Origin of the sequence: Gallibacterium genomosp. 1 (assembly GCF_001678575.1) — a bacterium.
In the GTDB taxonomy this organism is placed as follows: Bacteria; Pseudomonadota; Gammaproteobacteria; order Enterobacterales; family Pasteurellaceae; genus Gallibacterium.
Genome location: NZ_JTJP01000005.1, coordinates 40545 through 59153, shown reverse-complemented (window position 1 = coordinate 59153; position 18609 = coordinate 40545). Strand labels below are relative to the sequence as shown.

The 18609-nt window shown below is 36.2% G+C and carries 19 protein-coding genes; 15 read left to right on the top strand and 4 right to left on the bottom strand.

Translation table 11 applies throughout. The features are described 5' to 3' along the window. Window positions 1-175: 175 nt before the first annotated feature. A complete protein-coding gene (locus QV04_RS01340; protein ID WP_197494775.1) occupies window positions 176-430 on the bottom strand; it encodes an ROK family protein in 255 nt (84 codons plus the stop codon). Between the two features lie 225 nt (window positions 431-655). On the opposite strand from QV04_RS01340, the gene QV04_RS01335 reads away from it, so the two are divergent. From QV04_RS01335 to QV04_RS01315, 5 genes are all read left to right on the top strand, one after another. Further along, window positions 656-1453: a sulfite exporter TauE/SafE family protein gene (locus QV04_RS01335; protein WP_039087643.1), complete on the top strand. Its 798-nt coding sequence runs from the start codon at window positions 656-658 to the stop codon at window positions 1451-1453. A 31-nt stretch (window positions 1454-1484) separates the two neighbouring features. Further along, window positions 1485-2684 (top strand): anaerobic sulfatase maturase, encoded by a 1200-nt coding sequence (locus QV04_RS01330; RefSeq protein WP_065233103.1) that lies wholly within the window; start codon window positions 1485-1487, stop codon window positions 2682-2684. Window positions 2685-2841: 157 nt separating this feature from the next. Continuing rightward, window positions 2842-4536, top strand: coding sequence for a solute:sodium symporter family transporter (locus tag QV04_RS01325; protein WP_039161386.1), 1695 nt, complete (start codon window positions 2842-2844; stop codon window positions 4534-4536). Continuing rightward, complete coding sequence (locus tag QV04_RS01320) at window positions 4529-5977, top strand: sulfatase-like hydrolase/transferase (RefSeq protein ID WP_065233102.1); 1449 nt, start codon at window positions 4529-4531, stop codon at window positions 5975-5977. The genes QV04_RS01325 and QV04_RS01320 overlap by 8 nt, the downstream gene beginning before the upstream one ends. A 129-nt stretch (window positions 5978-6106) precedes the next feature. Further along, window positions 6107-7732, top strand: a complete 1626-nt coding sequence (locus tag QV04_RS01315) for a phosphoethanolamine transferase (protein ID WP_065231434.1) — start codon at window positions 6107-6109, stop codon at window positions 7730-7732. 87 nt (window positions 7733-7819) lie between these two features. On the opposite strand, the gene QV04_RS01310 is transcribed toward QV04_RS01315, so the two are convergent. Further along, window positions 7820-9661, bottom strand: coding sequence for an ABC transporter ATP-binding protein (locus QV04_RS01310; protein ID WP_065231435.1), 1842 nt, complete (start codon window positions 9659-9661; stop codon window positions 7820-7822). A 6-nt stretch (window positions 9662-9667) separates the two neighbouring features. Next, a complete protein-coding gene (gene mazG / locus QV04_RS01305) occupies window positions 9668-10468 on the bottom strand; it encodes a nucleoside triphosphate pyrophosphohydrolase (protein ID WP_065231436.1) in 801 nt (266 codons plus the stop codon). 134 nt (window positions 10469-10602) lie between these two features. On the opposite strand from mazG, the gene uspA reads away from it, so the two are divergent. Next, on the top strand, window positions 10603-11031 hold the full coding sequence (gene uspA / locus QV04_RS01300) for a universal stress protein UspA (protein WP_039087649.1): 429 nt from the start codon (window positions 10603-10605) through the stop codon (window positions 11029-11031). 64 nt (window positions 11032-11095) lie between these two features. On the opposite strand, the gene QV04_RS01295 is transcribed toward uspA, so the two are convergent. After that, window positions 11096-11317 carry a SlyX family protein gene (locus tag QV04_RS01295; protein ID WP_039173476.1) on the bottom strand — a complete coding sequence of 74 codons (222 nt, stop codon included), beginning with the start codon at window positions 11315-11317 and terminating at the stop codon, window positions 11096-11098. Window positions 11318-11515: 198 nt separating this feature from the next. On the opposite strand from QV04_RS01295, the gene fkpA reads away from it, so the two are divergent. The 9 genes from fkpA to tuf all read left to right on the top strand — a co-directional run bounded on the left by fkpA (window position 11516) and on the right by tuf (window position 18597). Then, window positions 11516-12244, top strand: a complete 729-nt coding sequence (gene fkpA, locus QV04_RS01290; RefSeq protein WP_065231437.1) for an FKBP-type peptidyl-prolyl cis-trans isomerase — start codon at window positions 11516-11518, stop codon at window positions 12242-12244. Between the two features lie 107 nt (window positions 12245-12351). Continuing rightward, on the top strand, window positions 12352-13041 hold the full coding sequence (locus QV04_RS01285; RefSeq protein WP_065231438.1) for a helix-turn-helix transcriptional regulator: 690 nt from the start codon (window positions 12352-12354) through the stop codon (window positions 13039-13041). Next, window positions 13041-13421, top strand: a complete 381-nt coding sequence (tusD, locus tag QV04_RS01280) for a sulfurtransferase complex subunit TusD (RefSeq protein ID WP_065231439.1) — start codon at window positions 13041-13043, stop codon at window positions 13419-13421. Before QV04_RS01285 ends, tusD begins: the two co-directional genes overlap by 1 nt. Before the next feature lie 12 nt (window positions 13422-13433). Next, window positions 13434-13793 carry a sulfurtransferase complex subunit TusC gene (gene tusC, locus QV04_RS01275; RefSeq protein ID WP_039133343.1) on the top strand — a complete coding sequence of 120 codons (360 nt, stop codon included), beginning with the start codon at window positions 13434-13436 and terminating at the stop codon, window positions 13791-13793. Between the two features lie 8 nt (window positions 13794-13801). After that, window positions 13802-14089 (top strand): DsrH/TusB family sulfur relay protein, encoded by a 288-nt coding sequence (locus QV04_RS01270; RefSeq protein ID WP_039133340.1) that lies wholly within the window; start codon window positions 13802-13804, stop codon window positions 14087-14089. A 126-nt stretch (window positions 14090-14215) separates the two neighbouring features. Further along, complete coding sequence (gene rpsL, locus QV04_RS01265; RefSeq protein WP_013745731.1) at window positions 14216-14590, top strand: 30S ribosomal protein S12; 375 nt, start codon at window positions 14216-14218, stop codon at window positions 14588-14590. A gap of 111 nt (window positions 14591-14701) precedes the next feature. Beyond that, window positions 14702-15172, top strand: a complete 471-nt coding sequence (gene rpsG / locus QV04_RS01260; RefSeq protein WP_039133337.1) for a 30S ribosomal protein S7 — start codon at window positions 14702-14704, stop codon at window positions 15170-15172. Between the two features lie 76 nt (window positions 15173-15248). After that, entirely contained in the window at window positions 15249-17354 is a 2106-nt protein-coding gene (fusA, locus tag QV04_RS01255; RefSeq protein WP_039133333.1) for an elongation factor G, read from the top strand. Window positions 17355-17412: 58 nt separating this feature from the next. Next, window positions 17413-18597, top strand: coding sequence for an elongation factor Tu (tuf, locus tag QV04_RS01250; protein ID WP_065231733.1), 1185 nt, complete (start codon window positions 17413-17415; stop codon window positions 18595-18597). Window positions 18598-18609: the final 12 nt, after the last annotated feature.

The window sequence follows — 18609 nt, the reverse complement described above, 5'->3', positions numbered from 1 at the left end:
AGTCAAGTAATGCGTGGCAAGCCAACGTTAAGCTGTTGAGTCGTTTTAAGTGTAATTCGGGGCAGAATTGGTAAAGAGAGTCGTGTAAAATATCGAGTTCGCACATCTTGTTGTCTGATTATTGATTTTTCGCGAAACCATTTGATCATATGACAAGATGTGTATCCACCTTAACTTAATGATTTTTACCAAAATCATTAGGGGATTCATCAGTACCGAGTAGCTGATCAGTAGAGATATTCAATGCATTTGCCATATCTTGTACTGTCTGCCAAATACGAGCAAAGGTTTGTTGTGCACCTTGTATGGATAGTGTTTTGATAGCGCGTTCAATGAGGATATTACAATGATTATCCACAAGACCGATTTTAGTATTAGTGCCCCCGATATCAATACCAACATAATATTCCATAAGATGATTCTTTTTCATAAAGTTTTTCTACTATGTGAGAAAGTTAATAATGATTTGAGTATAAAAAGCAATGTACCCCAATAATTATGATAATTATCATAAACTTATTGTGAGGTACATCACAAATTTTTATAGGGGTTATATTGTGAATGGTTATATATTTATAACTTATCAATATGATGATGATCATAAATTTATTGTGTAAAGCTCATTCATAATAAAGAAAAATTATTGGGATGGAATATGACTTTACCGATTATTATTACATTAGTAGTATGTGGATTTTTGTCTAATCTGATGTCCGCCTTATTTGGAATTGGTGGCGGCGTTTTGATGGTACCTGTGCTGCATACGATGTTTCCAGAGATGCCTTTACAGATGGTGGCGGCAACTTCTTTGACGATTGTCATGGGAACTTCAGTGATCAATTTAATCTATTTTATTAAACAAAAAATTCAGATTGATAAAAAAAAGATGATTTTTTGGTCATTAGCGATGATTGTAGGAGTACAACTTGGCTTCTATCTTAGTTTTGATGTGCCAGATTTCGTCATTGTGACTATTTTTGTCGTAACTTTAGTATTATTAGCACTTAAAACCTTGTTGGAAGTAAAAGGAGTCAGAAAAAAAAGCGAGCAAAGCAATGACACCTTGTCAGGTATTTTAGCTTGCTTTTTCGGTGGGGGAATAGCTGGTATCACAGGTATTGGCGGTGGCTCTATTATGTCGCCTTTGATTGCTCAATTGCCAAGTATCAATATTAGACAAATCGCAGTATATACAAATTATATGATGGTAATTGGAGGTATTGGTAATTTGTATGGCTATTTATCTAAATCGCCAAATATTATTATCCCTCATTCATGGCAAGTTGGTTATGTGAATTTTAGTATTGTTGCAGTTGTTGTGTTCAGCTCATTCGTAATGAGTTTTTTCTCTATGAAAATTCGAGGTAAATTGAAGCCTGAATTATCCCAAAAGTTATTAGGTTTAACTCTACTTCTTATCGCATCATATATGTTATTGTTACAACTCATTTAAATTTATTATGTTATTTGAGAGATTTAATTTTATGTTGAAACAGAAAAAAATTTATTTTCATATGATGGCGAAACCCAGTAGTTTTCATTGCAATATTAAATGTGAATATTGCTTTTATTTACAAAAAGAACAGGTGTTCACGCGTCATATCAATTCAATGACAGAACAGACATTGGAAAATTACATCAAAAATTATATTGATTCATTTCCTGGTGAACGAATTGATTTTATGTGGCAAGGTGGCGAGCCAACCTTATTGGGATTAGATTTTTTTAGGAAAGTGGTTAGTTTACAAGCAAAATTTGCTGGAACTAAACAAATTAGTAATAGTTTTCAAACTAATGGGATGGCTTTAAATCGGCAATGGTGCGAATTCTTTAAAGATAATCAATTTTTAATTGGGATCTCGGTTGATGGGTTAGAGGAGGTGCATAATAAATATCGCATTTCTATCAATGGACAGCCTACTTTTACTCGCGTAAAGCACGCTATTGAATTATTAAAATCCTATCAAGTTGATTTTAATACTTTAACTGTTGTAAATGATCGGAATTGGAATAAAGGAAAGGAAACCTATCAAGCATTAAAAGCATTGGGCTCGACTTTTATGCAATTTATTCCTATTGTGGAAGTTGCTAATTATTCAGCACAACGGCAAGATTTTAATCCAGGTAAAAACTATCGAATGACACCATTTTCTGTTCCAGCAGAAGGATATGGGCAATTTTTATTGGATGTCTTTAATGAATGGCTCAAAGAGGATATAGGTCATATATTTATTAATATGTTTGATGATTTATTAGGTCAATGGTTAGGATTTCCATCAAGAAGTTGTGTTCATCAGGAAACTTGTGGTAGAGCGATGATATTAGAGTCAAATGGTGATGTTTATAGTTGCGATCATTTTGTTTATCCTGCTTATAAAATAGGCAATGTGAATCATCAATCATTAACTCAGATCGTCAATTCACCTAAACAAATAAAATTTGGTAAAGCTAAATTAGAAACATTAACAAAACAATGTCAGAAATGTGAGGTGCGGCATTTTTGTTATGGTGGGTGCCCGAAACATCGTATTGTTCCTTTGAAAGGAGAACAATTTAAACAAAATTATTTATGCCCTTCATATCAATTCTTTTTCCGTCATAGTGCTCCAATAATGTCGCGTATTCGGGATATTATTCGACAAGGTAGAAGTGCAAGAGAGATAATGAGTATGTTATCTCGTTAACCGAAACAAAAAACAGAAAATTATTGCATAAATAATTTACTTTTAGAATTTGTGATCTTTCTCACATATTAACTATGATTATTATCATAACGAATAAAAATAAAAACCTCTATTCTTATATATGAATATGTCTATTTTAGAAAGGATAGGAGGCAATATGCTATTAACAATATTGAGTTTTTTATTAGTGACGGGGGGAGTGGCATTTATTTCTTGGTTAAAAACCAGACACGATGATTTGTCTACTTCTAAAGGCTATTTCCTTGCTGGAAGGGGGTTAAGTGGCTTTATCATTGGCTGTTCTATGATATTAACTTCATTATCTACAGAACAAATTATAGGTGTGAATGCTAATTCCTATATTGGCAATTTCTCAATTATAGCTTGGACAGTACCTACAGTAATTCCATTATGCTTTTTAGCCGTATATTTGTTACCGAAGTATATTAGAAATGGATATACGACTATTCCGGAGTTTTTTGAAAACCGTTTTGATAGGCAGACACGTTTAATTATGTCTGGTCTTTTTTTAGTTTTCTATCTTTTTATTGTTATTCCAACAGCACTTTATACCGGAGCCATTGCATTTAATAAAATATTTAATTTGGAAGCGGCTTTTAATATTAGTTATGGAGAATCTATAGTTTATACCATAATTGCTATTGGGGTTGTCGGAGCAGCATATGCGATATTTGGTGGATTAAAAGCGGTGGCGGTTTCAGACACAATTAATGCTATTATTCTTGTTATTGGTGCTATTTTGGTTCCTATTTTTGCCTTGATTTATTTAGGAAATGGTAGTTTTACGGAAGGGGTGCATATTATTGGCACAACGCATGTAGAGAAGTTTAATGCAATAGGTAGTGCGACAGATGCCGTACCTTGGCCGACAATTTTTACTGGTATTATGCTAGTTCACTTCTTTTATTGGACAACCAATCAAGCAATCGTACAAAGAGCATTAGGGGCTAAAGATTTAAAAGCAGGGCAGAAAGGAATATTGATTGCAGCCTTATTTTTATTGCTATTACCGATAATTTTAAACTTACCAGGACTGCTTAGTTTCCATATTATTGGTGAGGGTTTGAATCCAATTGATTTATCTTATCCGGAATTAGTCAACCGAGTATTGCCAACTGTCTTACAAGGTTTCTTTGTTGCAGCATTATTCGGTGCTATTTTAAGTACATTTAATTCATTCTTAAATTCAGCAGCAACAATTTATTGTAAGGATTTATTGCCTTCAATTAGCAAAAAAACATTTAGTGATTCAGAATTGATTACATATGCGAAAAAAGTTTCAGCATTTATGGCGATTATTACCATTATTATTGGTCCATTATTAATGTTTGGCACAGATGGTATTTTCTTAATTACTAAACGTTTTGCTGGTTTTGTGAATATTCCTATTGTTGCTTTATTTGCAGTAGGATTATTTAATAAAACTGTTTCAGGCTTGGCAGCAAGAATTGCGTTGCTTCTTCATGTTATTTTATATTTCTTAATCGTATGGGTATTTAATGTAAAAATTAATTTCGTCTATGTGATGGCTGCACTATTTGTCTTTGATGTTGCTGTGATGTTGTTTTTAGGTATATTCTTAAGAAGAAAAACACCTTATCAAGATAATTCTGAAAATAAAAGTAATGTTGACCTAAGTAATTGGGAATATGTCAATGTTACTGTAGCATCACTCATTTTAGGATTGATTACCCTTTATGCACTATTATCTCCTATTGGACTCGCTTCTATGAATGGTAAACCATTATGGATTATTGGTGGATATTTGATTCTTCAAGTTGTCTTACTTATGGTAGTAGGAAAAAATAAACAGAAGGCTAAATATGCGTAATATAATTTATATTTTATTAGATCAAGTAAGAAAGGATATGCTAGGCCCTTATGGGCATAGCATTGTTAAAACGCCTAATATAGATAAATTGGCGAAAGAGGGAATTTGTTTTGATAATGCTTTTACGCCTGCATCTGTATGCGGACCGGCAAGAACTTCTTTATTCACAGGATTAATGCCTTCTTCTCATGGCATTATTAGAAATGGTGAAAAAGGTGGTCGCGGTGAAGTGGATGTTAATCAACCTAATATTACTCATCTCGAAGGGTACAATAGTTATGTGATTGGGAAATGGCATGTAGGCACAAAATCAGTACCTGCTGATTATGGCATTAAAGGGCATAATTTTGATGGTTATGGATACCCAGGTAGTCGAGTTTACAAAAATCTTGTTTTTGATCAGCCACCTACTCATTCTAATCGTTATCAATCATGGCTAATGGAAAAAGGATTTGATATTCCAGAAGTTAGTCGGGCCTATTTTGGTGATAATCCACATTTACGAGTTCAAGAATTATGTGGTTTATTATCGGGTTCTAAAGAACAAACTATTCCATATTTTCTGCTTGATGAAACAAAGCGTTATATTCAAGAGTCTTTGGATGAGGGAAAGCCATTCTTTACTTGGATAAATTTCTGGGGACCTCACACGCCTTGCATTGTTCCTGAACCCTATTATTCTATGTATGATCCAAAAGATGTGATATTGGATAAAAGTTTTTTTAAGCCGCTAGAAGGGAAGCCTGGGCATTATAGAACTATTTCTAAAATGTGGGGAATGTGGGAAGCAAGTGAAGCACATTGGAAAGAGGTCATCACAAAATTCTGGGGGTATATTACATTGATTGATGATGCAATAGGCGAACTGTTTAAATTTTTAGAAGAAAAAGGATTATATGAAGAAAGTTTTATTGTAATAACGGCAGACCATGGTGATGCAATGGGACATCATCGAATGATTGAGAAAGGGGAGTTTATGTTTGATAGTACTTATAATATTCCTTTAATTATTAAAGACCCATTGTCCGTTCGAATTAATCAACGAGATGATAATTTAGTCTACCTGCATGATTTAACTTCGACAGTATATGATGTTGCCAATCAACCTATACCTACCGAATTTGAAGGAGCCAGTTTATTACCCATAATACGACAACATAAAAATAATAATCGGAAAGGCCTATTAGCACAGTTAGCCGGACATTTTGTTTATTTTGAACAGCGAATGTGGCGACGTAAAGATTATAAATTAGTTTTTAATGCCAGCGATGTTTGTGAACTATATGATATCGTCAGAGATCCTGAGGAAATGGAAAATCTCTTTTATGACAAGCGTTATACTTCAGTGAAGAAAGAGATGCTGGAAGAAATGTGGCTTGAGATGAAAAAAATCAACGATCCACTAGAAAATTGGGTTTATCGCATTATTCAGGAAATTTAAGCTCTCTTTTAGTTATAGTTAGAAAAAACTGCACCATCGTGTGCAGTTTTTTATTATGCAATAGAACTATTGGATTAAAACCATTGTCAAAGCGTGGCAGATTTATTTAGATTAGGGAATTTTTATTTTATGCAGAAAATAGCATTGTCAATGCGATCGTCCACCTTAATGGCTTTGGTTGCACTCTATTTTACACTGATCTTAAATTATGCATTTTATGCAAAAGTGCTTTCAATCCATCCTTTTACCGGTGCGGCAGGGGATTACTTCTTATTAACTGTACCTTTCTTTGTCTTTTTTGTGTTGAATGCGGTATTTCAAATTTTGGCACTACCATTATTGCATAAAGTGCTTATACCAGCGTTGTTGATCATCAGTGCAGCGATTGGTTATAGCGAAGTTTTTCTAGATGTCTATTTTACAACCGATATGTTGGAAAATGTTTTGCAGACTAATTTTGCTGAAAGCTCCCGAATGATGACATTGCCTTATATTGCTTGGATTGTTGGTTTTGGTGTTGTGCCGGCATTATTATATTTATTTGTGAAAGTTGATTATCGTGTTTGGTATAAAGAAATTGCTTATCGCATTGGTTTAATTCTGCTTTCGGTGGTTGTGATTGTTGGTATTGCAAAAGTCTTCTATCAGGATTACGCAGGATTTGTGCGAAATAACAAGAGTGTGCCGGCATTAATTGTACCTTCTAATTTTATTAGTGCTGGTATTAATGAGATTAAACGAATTCGTGAAGCTAATATGCCGTATACACAATTAGGTTTGGATGCAGCACAGGAAAAACCGGATGACTATCGTCACTTTACGGTATTGGTTGTTGGTGAAACTACTCGAGCACAAAATTGGGGGTTAAATGGTTATCAACCACAAACTACACCATTGTTGGCAGCTCGAGGAAAACAGATAATTAATTTTAAAAATGTTTCCAGTTGTGGTACAGCGACCGCACTTTCAGTACCTTGTATGTTTTCGGGTATGGGAAGAGATGGTTATGATGCAGTTAAGGCATCTCATCAAGATAATATTTTGGATGTGTTGCAGCGTGCTGGTGTAGAAGTGATCTGGTTAGATAATGACAGCGGTTGTAAGGGAGTATGTGAACGTGTTCTGAATAAAGATATTACGGCAACCAATGATCCTCAGTATTGTAAGGATGGTGAATGTTTGGACAATATTTTATTATCGTATATTGATGATGTAATTAAAAAAACGCATAAAGACACAGTGCTAGTTTTGCATACAATTGGTAGTCACGGACCAACTTATTATGAGCGTTATTCCGAACAGTACCGCCGTTTTACACCGACTTGCGATACTAATGAAATTCAGAAGTGTAGCAATGAACAATTAGTGAATACTTATAATAATGGCATTTTATATATTGATCAGTTTTTAGATAATGTAATTAAGAAAATGGAATCTTATCCAGAACTGGAAGCTACTGTTTATTATTTATCAGATCACGGAGAATCATTAGGTGAAAATGGTGTTTATTTACACGGCACTCCTTATGCTATTGCACCAGAACAGCAAACCCGAATTCCAATGATAATGTGGTTCTCAGATCGCTTTAGACAGAATGAAAATATTGATTTCGATTGTTTAGAACGAAATGCTCAGCAACAATCTTATTCACACGATAATTTATACAGCACCTTATTTGGTTTAATGGATATGAACCCGAATACGTCGGTATATAAGAAAGAGTTGGATATTATTACACAGTGTAAAAAACAGTAACTTCAATAGATGGATGTGAATAATAGAGTAAGAGAAAACAGAGGGCGATACAAAGCCCTCTGTTTATTTTTTCTGATTGAAAATGAGTTAATTCTCGCTAAGAAAACCACCACTTTGATGTTTCCATAATTTAGCGTAAAGTCCATTTTGAGCCAATAACTCACTGTGAGTTCCCTGTTCAACAATATGACCTTTATCCAACACAATGAGACGATCCATTGCTGCAATCGTGGAAAGACGGTGTGCGATAGCAATAACGGTTTTATTTTCCATCATTTTATCTAAACTTTCTTGAATGGCGGCTTCAACTTCGGAATCCAATGCGCTAGTAGCTTCATCCAATAATAAAATTGGTGCATCTTTTAACATTACACGAGCGATGGCAATGCGTTGACGTTGCCCTCCGGAAAGCTTAACACCTCGTTCACCAACGTGAGCGTCATAACCGTGGCGACCTTGTGCATCACTTAAAGTTGGAATAAACCCAGCTGCTTCGGCACGTTCCGCCGCTGAGATCATTTCTTCTTCACTGGCATCAGGTCTTCCATAGATAATATTTTCACGCACGGAACGGTGTAATAATGAGGTGTCTTGTGTTACTAAACCGATCTGACTACGTAAACTTTCTTGGCGGACATTGCAAATATTCTGCCCATCAATAGTGATATTGCCTTGATCTGCTTCATAAAAACGTAATAACAAGTTTACGATAGTGGATTTACCAGCACCGGAACGACCAATTAAACCTACTTTTTCTCCCGGTTTAATGGTGAGATTAAAATCTGTTAGCAACGGTTTATCTGCTTCATAAGAGAAGTTAATGTGTTCAAATTTAATTTCTCCTTTATGTACGACTAGATCAGTCGCATTGATTTTATCAACTATCGTATGCGGTTTGGATAGTGTGTGCATACCGTCATTCACCGTACCGATGTTTTCAAAAAGACGAGCTGCTTCCCACATAATCCAACGAGAAAGATTGTTCACTCTCAATGCCATTGCGATAGCAGTAGCAATAGCACCGACCCCAGTGCTGCCTCTGCTCCATAGCCATAAACTTAAAAAACCAGTGCTGAGTGTTAATAGAATATTGGTTAAATAGGTGAGCGTTTCTAAAGAGGTTGCTAATCGCATTTGTGCGTGAACAGTTACCATAAATTCTTGCATTGAGCGTTTAGCATAACTAGCTTCTCGTAAACCGTGAGAAAAGAGTTTGACTGTAGTAATATTGGCGTAAGCATCAGTTATACGACCGGTCATTAAAGAACGGGCATCGGCTTGACGTTCTGCTGTGTATGCCAATTTTGGGATAAAAATTTTCAGAATTATGATAAACAGTACTAACCAGATAATAAATGGTAGTACAAACCAACCGTCCAATGCGATTAGTACTGCACCGGAAGTAATGAAATAGACGATAACATAGGTCATCACATCAGAAATCGTCAAAACCGTATCTCGTACAGCCAGTGCTGTTTGCATTACTTTCGCTGAAACACGTCCAGCAAATTCATCCTGATAAAAACCTAAACTTTGTCCTAGCATTAAACGGTGAAAATTCCAACGTAACCGCATTGGAAAAACGCCTTGTAAAGTTTGCAGATGGATATTGGCGGCAATGAATGACCAAAGAATACTGAACAGCATTAAAGCCGCCATTGCGATTAATTGCCACTGTTTTTGGTGCCATAATTGTTGTGGTGAATATTGTGATAACCAATCCACTAATACCCCCATAAACTGAAATAAAATGGCTTCCATTGCACCGATACCGATGACCATAATGGTGAGTAATAAAATCCAACCACGCATTCCTTCGGTACAGGACCAAATAAATTTAATTAATCCGTGTTTCGGTACTTCAGGCATTTCATCCGGATAAGGATTAAGCCGATGTTCAAACCAGCTATAAATACGATTTAATAACATAGTACGTTAATGATCCTCTTGTTTTTCTTGTCGTTTTATTTGATCCCAAATTAAATCCATTTCTGCTAAAGATACTTGTTCCAGTTGGCGACCAGAGTCAAGAATACGTTGTTCAACTTGACGGAAACGGCGTTCAAATTTCAAATTTGCTTTGCGTAAAGCCTCTTCTGGATTAAGTTTTAAATGTCTAGCAACATTGACGGTAGCAAAGAGTAGATCACCTATTTCCTCTTCTATTGCCTGAGAATTTTGAGGTTGTTTTAAGATCTCATCTCTAACTTCCTGTAACTCTTCTTCAACTTTTTGTATTGTTGGTTCCAATTCTGACCAATCAAAACCTATTTTTGCACAACGCTTTTGTAATTTAGCAGCACGTAGCAAAGAAGGGAGAGCTATCGGTACATTATCCAAAATGGAAAATTGAGCTTTTTGATAACGTTCCTGCTGTTTGATATTCTCCCAATTTTTCAGTACTTCCTCGCTATTATCTGCTTTTATTTCACCGAAAACGTGTGGATGACGTCGGATTATTTTATCGGTAATGCCATCAATCACATCATTGAGCGTAAATGTTCCCTCTTCTTGAGCTAATTGACTTACAAATACGACTTGCATCAATAAATCGCCAAGTTCTTCTTTTAATTCTTTGCGATCATCTTGATTAATAGCCTCGACAACCTCATATGCCTCTTCAAGGATGTGAGGAGGCATTGTTTGATAGGTTTGTTCTAGATCCCAAGGGCAACCTCCGGTCGGGTCGCGTAATTTAGCGATAATCTTGGCAAATTTTTCTAATTTTGTTGTCATTTAATACTCCATTTTAGAATTAATTTGTATTGAATTTTTAATAGCGTGATCAACCGCAAATTTTTCACTTAATTTTAATGTTAGTATAACATCATAGCTTATTCGATTAGCTGATTATAAATGGAGGAATCATTATGTATAAGCACGTTCTTGTCGCAGTAGACCTTTCTGAAGAAAGTAATGTTTTACTAGCTAAAGCTGTTCAAGTAGCTAAAAACAATGGAGCTAAACTTTCTATTATTCACGTAGATGTTAATTTTTCCGACCTCTATACCGGGTTAATCGATGTAAATATGTCTTCTATGCAAGATCGTATTTCCGATGAGACTCACGATGCCCTTGTTGAATTGGCAAAACAAGCAGGTTATCCGGTTACCGAAACATTATGTGGTAATGGCGATCTTGGTACAGTGTTGGCTGATGCCGTAAGCAAATATGATGTTGATATTCTTATTGTCGGACATCACCAGGATTTCTGGAGTAAATTAATGTCCTCAACTCGTCAAGTAATGAACAATATCAATGTTGATATGTTGGTTGTTCCTTTGAAAGATGACGAATAGTGAATTATAGCTTGAAAAAACCTCTGCGTCTGTTGATTGCAGAGGTTTTTTATCTTTTTGATAGTTAATAGTGTGGTGGAGGTGTTTCTTCTGTCTGAGTTGCGATATTGGATGGTTGCACATCTTTTAGTTTTTGTGCGAGATAGCGAAGCTGTAGTTGCATTTTATTAATGATGAATTGTTGTTCAACCAATGCTTGATTAAGTTGTTCAATGGTGTTTTCCTGAAAAGTGACTTTCGTTTCTAGTTCATTCATTCTTTCTATTAAATCATCAAATTGGTTCATTAATTGCCTCTTGAGTAACCTACTTTGTATTGTTGAATTGAATAGTTATGCCAAATTCTGAATAAAGTATAGGGAAAATTAATAATTTCGTTTAAATTTTAAATATATATTGTATATTTTCTTAAATCATTTTAATCTATTCAATAAAATTTTTATGGAAGTAAAAATCTATTATTTTCTTATGGAGAACAAATAATTATGCGATCTATTCAAAAACTTGCTTTTCTTTCTGGTTTTGTGTTGTTAGCAATAAGCAACCATAGTTTTGCAGAAGATTCTCAATTAAAAGATAAAAAGTTTATTGAACAATCTTCTTATGCTATAGGCGTATTTTTAGGTAAAAATATTCAACAATCTTTAGATGGGCAAAAATCTTTGATTGAATATGATAATAATAAAATTTTGGATGGTGTACGCGATACATTAATGGGAAAAACAACGCTTTCAGATGAAGTTCTACAAAAGCAGTTGCAAGAATTGGATGCGCAATTAACAAAAGCGACTCAGGTAGAGCTGGAAAAAGTTGCGAAAGAGAATGAAGAAAAAGGCAAAGTTTATCGCGAAAAATATGCGAAAGAAAAAGATGTAAAACAGACTAAAAGTGGCATTCTTTATCGTATAGAAAAAATGGGTGAAGGTGCTTCACCGACAGAAAATGATACGGTAAAAGTGAATTATCGTGGAAAATTGATTGACGGTACTGAATTTGATAGTTCATATAAACGTAACCAGCCGATTGAGTTTCAATTGGGACAGCTTATTCCAGGTTGGGTTGAAGGAATTGGTTTAATCAAAAAAGGCGGTAAAATTCAATTGGTATTGCCACCGAATTTAGCTTATGGTGATCAGCAAACCGGTCAGATTCCACCAAATTCAACATTGATTTTTGATATTGAATTATTAGATGTGAAATCAAATAGTAAGTAATTTTAGTGATTAAAAACAAAATAAATAAGAAACGGACAGTAATGTCCGTTCTTAGTTTAAGAATCAGCGATCAGAAGTATTAATGTACAGAATGGAAGGCAATAGCAATGAATTTAGATGATGATATTTTTTTACAGGAACAACAGCCATTTAGTAAAGAAGATCATAATATTATTCAATCTTATATTCCTGTAGTGGAAGGCATTGCGGCATTAATCGGCGGACATTGTGAGATAGTGCTTCACTCTTTAGAGAATTTGAAACATTCGGCCATTTGTATCGCTAATGGACACAATACTAATCGTAAAGTTGGTTCTCCGTTAACTGATTTGGCACTGCGATCATTACATCAAATGAAAACGGATAGTGTCTCTAAACCTTATTTTACGCGAGCTAAAACTAATGGTTTGATGAAATCAATTAGTATTGCTATTCGAAACCCTCAGCAACGTATTATCGGTTTATTGTGTATTAATATTAATTTGAGTGTGCCGGTGGCGGAATTTGTGCAAGGATTTATCCCGACACACGAACAGGAAGAAAGTTCTTCGGAAGTTAATTTTGCTTCATCAGTGGAAGAGTTAGTAGCGCAAACGGTTGAACAGACAATTGAAGATGTTACTAATGATCGTAATGTGTCGAACAATAATAAAAATAAACAGATCGTTCATTCATTATTTGAGAAAGGGATTTTTGATATAAAAGACGCTATTAATCAGGTGGCGGAAAGGTTAGAAATTTCTCGCCATACAGTTTATTTATACATTCGTCAGATTAAGCAGGATGAATTAAAATAATGCGTTATCTACTCTCTGTTACACAACCAGTTTATGGTTCACAAGCAAGTTATCTTGCCTATCAGTTTGCACAAGCATTACTTAATGCTGGACATATTATTGATCAGGTTTTTTTTTCTCAATCGGGAGTAACAAATGGTAATTTGTTTGTTTACCCAGCTAATGACGAAATAAATTTAGTCAAGCAGTGGCAACAGTTATCAAACAAATATCAATTTGCTTTAAATGTATGTATTGCGGCATCACAACGGCGAGGTGTTGTTAATGAAGCCTGTTCGTCAGATGGAAAGCAAAATAATTTAGCAGAAGGATTTGTTTTTACTGGATTGGGGGAATTTAGCCAAGCAGTTTTAACAGTTGATCGAGTTATTACTTTTTAAAAAAATTAACATATGAAAGTTGCATTTATTTTTACCCATCCTCCTTATGGAAGCAGTAAAGTAAGAGAAGGTCTTGATGCTCTATTGGCAATGTCTGCTTATTGTGATGAAAAAGAAATCGGAGTGTTTTTTTGGCGTGATGGCATATTATCTTTATTAAAACAGCAACAAGCGGATGCTATTTTACAAAAAGACACGGCAGCAATGAGTAAATTATTAATGTTATATGAAATTGAACAATGCTTTGTCTGTGAAGAAGATTTGCAACATTATCAATGTTCAAAAGAAGCGTTATCTTTACCTGTTGTCGTATTAGATAATGAAAATTTTTTTAAACGACTGTATCAAGCAGAAAAAATTTTAACATTTTAAGGAATGCTATGCTTTATACCTTTGCCAATCGTGAATATGATATTCAATGGTTACAGCAAATTTTCCAACAATTAACCCCATGTGATGTGATTTTATTATGGCAGGATGGCGTATTGTTACCATTGAAGTATCCAATATTATTTAATCAATTAACACAGTATTTCTTATTGGAAAATGATGTAATGGCGCGAGGTATTTCCTCTGTTTTGAGTAAAATAGCTACAAATGCAAAATGTATCGATTTATCTCAAACTGTGCAGATCACTGAGGATTATTACCCTCAAATTAATCTCTAAATTCTAATTGTACAAAATCTTGACATAGTTATCGTTAAAGAATAGAATTCATCGTCCATTCTTCTATGGAATGGGGTTAATTTAACATTCAATAGTGAATAATTTTATTTAAACTGGAGCTTTTTAATGGCAACTATCAACCAATTAGTACGCAAACCGCGTGTGAAAAAGGTTGTAAAAAGCAACGTTCCTGCATTAGAGGCTTGCCCGCAGAAACGTGGCGTGTGTACTCGTGTGTACACAACTACACCTAAAAAACCGAATTCAGCATTACGTAAAGTATGCCGTATTCGTTTAACTAATGGTTATGAAGTAACTTCCTACATTGGTGGTGAAGGTCATAACTTACAAGAACACTCCGTTGTATTAATTCGTGGCGGTCGTGTTAAAGACTTACCAGGTGTGCGTTACCACACCGTACGCGGTGCATTAGACTGTGCAGGCGTAAAAGATCGTAAACAAGGTCGTTCTAAATACGGCGTGAAACGCCCTAAAGCTTAATGGTTCTCCGTTAAGTAAGGCCAAACGTTTAATTTAGAACATAGATAGCATACAAGACTCCAGAAATAGAGTTTTGGATAACCTGAAGATTTAATATACGGAGAAAAAACCATGCCACGTCGTCGTGTGATTGGTCAACGCAAGATTCTTCCAGATCCAAAGTTCGGATCAGAATTACTTGCAAAATTTATTAATGTTTTAATGGTAGATGGTAAAAAATCTATCGCTGAAAAAATTGTTTATACTGCTCTAGATACATTAGCACAAAGAACTGGTAAAGAACATTTAGAAGCGTTTGAAGCAGCATTGGAAAATGTTCGTCCTACTGTAGAGGTTAAATCTCGCCGTGTTGGTGGTTCTACTTATCAGGTACCAGTAGAAGTTCGTCCGGTTCGTCGTAATGCATTAGGTATGCGTTGGATTGTAGAAGCAGCTCGTAAACGTGGTGACAAATCTATGGCATTACGTCTTGCTAACGAGTTGTCAGATGCAGTTGAAAATAAAGGCGCTGCAGTGAAGAAACGTGAAGACGTTCATCGAATGGCAGAAGCCAATAAAGCATTTGCACATTACCGTTGGTAATTTCATTTATTATGCGGCAAGCCTTGTTAAGGCTTGCTGGTTTAACTTTTTTTAAGCCTAGCGAGAGGAAATAATCGTGGCACGTACTACTCCTATTGAGCGCTATCGTAATATCGGTATTAGTGCTCACATCGACGCAGGTAAAACAACTACCACAGAACGTATTCTTTTCTATACCGGTGTAAGTCATAAGATCGGTGAGGTGCACGATGGTGCGGCTACCATGGACTGGATGGAGCAAGAACAAGAACGTGGTATTACAATTACTTCTGCGGCAACAACTTGCTTCTGGCAAGGTATGTCAAAACAATTCCCACAACACCGTATCAATATTATCGATACTCCGGGACACGTCGACTTTACTATCGAAGTAGAACGTTCAATGCGTGTTCTTGACGGTGCGGTAATGGTTTACTGTGCGGTAGGTGGTGTTCAACCTCAATCAGAAACCGTATGGCGTCAAGCAAATAAGTACGGCGTTCCTCGTATTGCGTTCGTAAATAAAATGGACCGTACAGGTGCAAACTTCTTACGTGTTGTTGAACAAATCAAAACCCGTTTAGGTGGAACTGCTGTGCCAATCCAATTACCAATTGGTGCGGAAGATAACTTTAAAGGTGTTATTGACCTTCTTAAAATGAAAGCGATCAACTGGAATGAAGCTGATCAGGGTATGACTTTCACCTATGAAGATATTCCAGCTGATTTAAAAGACTTAGCGGATGAATGGCACCAAAACTTGATTGAATCAGCAGCAGAAGCTTCTGAAGAATTAATGGAAAAATACCTTGGCGGTGAAGAACTAACTGAAGAAGAAGTTAGAGCAGCATTACGTCAACGTGTATTAGCGAATGAAATCATTCTTATCACTTGCGGTTCTGCATTTAAGAACAAAGGTGTACAAGCAATGTTGGATGCTGTTATTGATTATTTACCAGCTCCTACTGATGTACCAGCAATTAAAGGTATTAATCTTGATGATACCGAAGGTGAGCGTCATGCGAGTGATGATGAACCATTCTCAGCACTAGCATTTAAGATTGCAACAGATCCATTTGTAGGTAACTTAACATTCTTCCGTGTTTACTCAGGTGTAGTAAATTCAGGCGATACTGTGATGAACTCAGTAAAACAAAAGCGTGAACGTTTTGGTCGTATTGTTCAAATGCACGCTAATAAACGTGAAGAAATCAAAGAAGTCCGTGCAGGTGATATTGCAGCCGCAATTGGTCTGAAGGAAGTTACAACTGGTGATACATTATGTGATCCAGATAATCCGATTATCCTTGAACGTATGGAATTCCCAGAGCCAGTTATTTCTGTTGCAGTAGAACCAAAAACTAAAGCTGACCAAGAGAAAATGGGCTTGGCATTAGGTCGTTTAGCACAAGAAGACCCATCATTCCGTGTTCATACAGATGAAGAATCGGGTCAAACTATTATTTCCGGTATGGGTGAATTACACTTGGATATTATTGTTGACCGTATGCGTCGTGAATTCAAAGTGGAAGCAAATATCGGTAAACCACAAGTTGCTTATCGTGAAACCATTCGTACTCGTGTCAACGATGTTGAAGGTAAACACGCAAAACAATCTGGTGGTCGCGGTCAATATGGTCATGTTGTTATCGACTTGTATCCATTGGATCCAGAAGGGCCAGGATACGAATTTGTTAACGAAATCAAAGGTGGTGTTATTCCTGGTGAATATATTCCAGCTGTTGATAAAGGTATTCAGGAACAACTTAAAGCTGGTCCGTTAGCAGGATATCCAGTAGTTGATATCGGTGTTCGCTTACATTTCGGTTCTTACCATGATGTGGACTCATCAGAATTGGCATTTAAATTAGCAGCATCAATTGCGTTTAAAGCAGCGTTTGCTAAAGCAAATCCAGTATTACTTGAGCCAATTATGAAAGTAGAAGTAGAAACTCCTGCGGAATATGTAGGGGATGTTATTGGTGACTTAAGCCGTCGCCGTGCTCTTGTAAATGGTCAAGAAAGTAATGAATTTGTTACTAAGATTAATGCAGAAGTACCATTATCAGAAATGTTTGGTTATGCAACAGATCTTCGTTCACAAACTCAAGGTCGTGCTTCTTACTCAATGGAACCATTGAAATATGCTGAAGCACCAGCTAGCGTAGCAACTGCAGTAATTGAAGCTCGCAAAGCAAAATAATTGTAACAACTGCAACCTATTAATGGGTTGCAGATTTTAATTTAAAAAGGAAATTATCGTGTCTAAAGAAAAATTTGAACGTACAAAACCGCACGTAAACGTGGGTACAATCGGCCACGTTGACCATGGTAAAACAACTTTAACCGCAGCCATCACAACCGTATTAGCAAAACACTACGGTGGTGCAGCTCGTGCATTTGACCAAATCGATAATGCGCCAGAAGAAAAAGCGCGTGGTATCACCATCAACACCTCACACGTTGAATACGATACTCCAACTCGTCACTATGCACACGTTGACTGTCCGGGACACGCCGACTATGTAAAAAATATGATTACCGGTGCGGCGCAAATGGACGGAGCGATTCTAGTAGTAGCAGCGACAGACGGTCCAATGCCACAAACTCGTGAACACATCTTATTAGGACGCCAAGTAGGTGTACCATACATCATCGTATTCTTAAACAAATGCGATATGGTAGATGACGAAGAGTTATTAGAATTAGTAGAAATGGAAGTTCGTGAACTTCTATCACAATATGATTTCCCAGGTGATGATACTCCAATCGTACGTGGTTCAGCATTAAAAGCCTTAGAAGGTGATGCCGCGTGGGAAGAAAAAATTCTTGAATTAGCAAACTACTTGGATACATACATTCCTGAACCGGAACGTGCAGTAGACCAACCGTTCTTGTTACCAATTGAAGACGTATTCTCAATTTCAGGTCGTGGTACTGTAGTAACAGGACGTGTAGAACGCGGTGTTATTCGTACAGGTGAAGAAGTAGAAATCGTAGGTATCAAAGAAACTACGAAAACGACTGTAACTGGTGTAGAAATGTTCCGTAAATTACTTGACGAAGGTCGTGCAGGTGAAAACATCGGTGCATTATTACGTGGTACAAAACGTGAAGAAATCGAACGTGGTCAAGTATTAGCAAAACCGGGTTCAATCACTCCACACACAGATTTTGAATCAGAAGTTTACGTATTATCAAAAGAAGAAGGTGGACGTCACACACCATTCTTCAAAGGTTATCGTCCACAGTTCTATTTCCGTACAACTGACGTAACTGGAACAATCGAGTTACCGGAAGGCGTAGAAATGGTAATGCCAGGAGATAACGTGAAGATGACAGTAAGCTTAATCCACCCGATTGCGATGGATCAAGGTTTACGTTTTGCGATCCGTGAAGGTGGCCGTACAGTAGGTGCCGGCGTGGTAGCGAAAATCATCAAATAATTAGATTTGACA

Coding starts and splice junctions, on each gene's coding strand:
- rpsG (WP_039133337.1), top strand. CDS start 14,702: ATGCCACGTCGTCGTGTGATTGGTCAACGCAAGATTCTTCCAGATCCA.
- QV04_RS01310 (WP_065231435.1), bottom strand. CDS start 9,661: ATGTTATTAAATCGTATTTATAGCTGGTTTGAACATCGGCTTAATCCT.
- mazG (WP_065231436.1), bottom strand. CDS start 10,468: ATGACAACAAAATTAGAAAAATTTGCCAAGATTATCGCTAAATTACGC.
- QV04_RS01335 (WP_039087643.1), top strand. CDS start 656: ATGACTTTACCGATTATTATTACATTAGTAGTATGTGGATTTTTGTCT.
- QV04_RS01285 (WP_065231438.1), top strand. CDS start 12,352: ATGAATTTAGATGATGATATTTTTTTACAGGAACAACAGCCATTTAGT.
- uspA (WP_039087649.1), top strand. CDS start 10,603: ATGTATAAGCACGTTCTTGTCGCAGTAGACCTTTCTGAAGAAAGTAAT.
- QV04_RS01340 (WP_197494775.1), bottom strand. CDS start 430: ATGAAAAAGAATCATCTTATGGAATATTATGTTGGTATTGATATCGGG.
- QV04_RS01295 (WP_039173476.1), bottom strand. CDS start 11,317: ATGAACCAATTTGATGATTTAATAGAAAGAATGAATGAACTAGAAACG.
- QV04_RS01325 (WP_039161386.1), top strand. CDS start 2,842: ATGCTATTAACAATATTGAGTTTTTTATTAGTGACGGGGGGAGTGGCA.
- QV04_RS01320 (WP_065233102.1), top strand. CDS start 4,529: ATGCGTAATATAATTTATATTTTATTAGATCAAGTAAGAAAGGATATG.
- fkpA (WP_065231437.1), top strand. CDS start 11,516: ATGCGATCTATTCAAAAACTTGCTTTTCTTTCTGGTTTTGTGTTGTTA.
- QV04_RS01315 (WP_065231434.1), top strand. CDS start 6,107: ATGCAGAAAATAGCATTGTCAATGCGATCGTCCACCTTAATGGCTTTG.
- tusC (WP_039133343.1), top strand. CDS start 13,434: ATGAAAGTTGCATTTATTTTTACCCATCCTCCTTATGGAAGCAGTAAA.
- QV04_RS01330 (WP_065233103.1), top strand. CDS start 1,485: ATGTTGAAACAGAAAAAAATTTATTTTCATATGATGGCGAAACCCAGT.
- QV04_RS01270 (WP_039133340.1), top strand. CDS start 13,802: ATGCTTTATACCTTTGCCAATCGTGAATATGATATTCAATGGTTACAG.
- tusD (WP_065231439.1), top strand. CDS start 13,041: ATGCGTTATCTACTCTCTGTTACACAACCAGTTTATGGTTCACAAGCA.
- rpsL (WP_013745731.1), top strand. CDS start 14,216: ATGGCAACTATCAACCAATTAGTACGCAAACCGCGTGTGAAAAAGGTT.